Here is a 1,520-nt window from a genome sequence, read left to right as displayed (position 1 = left end):
TGTGATATAATATCACCGAACGGATAGAATGACGAATGATGTCAAGGTCTGAAGAATAGAAGTAACTCCTAGAGTGCTCAGTATGGTTTTATTGGGTAGGAGGACGACGCAGATAATGTGCTATTGGTTTCTGTTTTCGTGAGCGTGAGATATGTGTAATCTACACTCGTCTGACTTCGTCGGCAGCGTCAGATGTGTAGAAGAGACACGATGTTCTCGCTATTTGGCGAAAACACCCCGGAGAACCTCAAGCTGCTCAGCGATCCGCTGTTGCGGCCGATGTCGCACCTGATGATCGATGAATTCCAGGACGTGTCGCCGCAGATCGTGTCCTGGATCCGCGCCAGCCTGCGGGAAATCCGCAGCCGCGGGCCGGCCATGCACGTCGGGCGTGGGGCGCAACGCTCATCCTTGTTGTGCGTGGGGGATGACTGGCAATCGATCTACGGCTGGCGCGGCAGTTCGCCCAAGTACTTCATGGAGTTCAACAAGGAGTTTGTTTCGCCCAGCACTACCCGCGTGATGCTGGGGGAGAACTACCGCAGCCACCAGCACATCATCGACGCCGCCGAACATATCGTACGCAGTGCACCGGCCATCCCGGGCAAGAAGGCCAGGGCCAGTGGCGAGCCCAAGGCATTGGTGCCCGTCACGGTGTTGGAACGTGACGACGCGGCACTGGGGCAGCGGTTGCTGAAGCACTATCAGCGGGGCGATTCAATCCTGATGCTTTATCGAAAAAGTATCGATAAGTTATTGATTCAGGAACATATTCAGTCGGTAGTTAATGTTGATTCTAGCTTGGCGCCTCAGGCGCGCAGGCTTAAACAGCTGACTTATCACAGTGCCAAGGGCTTGCAGGCGGATGCGGTGTTTTTGCTGGGTGATTGTCAGCATGTCACCAGTTCGCCGTACAAGAATCAGGTGTATCGCATGGCGGGTTTGGGCAAGGATGGCGGCAACGAGCCTTATGACAATGCGCAGAGAGACGAAGTGTTGCGCCTGGCCTACGTTGGGATTACCCGGGCGGTCAGCCATTGTTATTGGTATGTGGAGAAGCCGGAAGGCCAGGGTGTGAATGTGCCGAGGGCGTCTGAACGGGTGGATGGCAGGAAGGTGTTTTTTGATGATCAGCGTTCAGTGAAGGGGGCTGGCTGACCTGCGATGACGGCCTGCCAGCCGACGCCTATCTACCTGACACCCCAACGATCGAAAATGTGGGAGCTGGCTTGCCTGCGATTGCGGCCTGCCAGCCGGCGCCTATCTACCTGAAACCCCACGATCAAAAATGTGGGAGCGGGCTTGCTCGCGAAGACGGCCTCACAGTCGACACCGTTATACCGAGTGCATATCCATTGCTGCGGTAACGGCCGCTTAGGGTTCCGCTCTGACAGCGGCTCACTTTGCAAAAGCGGCAAAGTAAGCAAAACGCTCTTGCCCCACCACTCGGCACCTCGCCTAGGCTCGGTGTGCCCGAACGCAGGCTTGAATCCGTGGGCCGCCGCCACGCGCCATCCATG

At 56.6% G+C, this 1,520-nt stretch carries 1 pseudogene; it reads left to right on the top strand.

The features are described 5' to 3' along the window. Nucleotides 1-210: 210 nt before the first annotated feature. A pseudogene (locus GIW04_RS30630) lies at nt 211-1,158 on the top strand (UvrD-helicase domain-containing protein); the annotation flags it as partial. Nucleotides 1,159-1,520: the final 362 nt, after the last annotated feature.

The organism is Pseudomonas sp. PA-4-8C, assembly GCF_021606625.1.
Taxonomy (GTDB): domain Bacteria; phylum Pseudomonadota; class Gammaproteobacteria; order Pseudomonadales; family Pseudomonadaceae; genus Aquipseudomonas; species Aquipseudomonas lactis.
The sequence above is the reverse complement of the archived record's forward strand: the minus strand, read 5'-3'. Positions and strand labels throughout refer to the sequence as shown.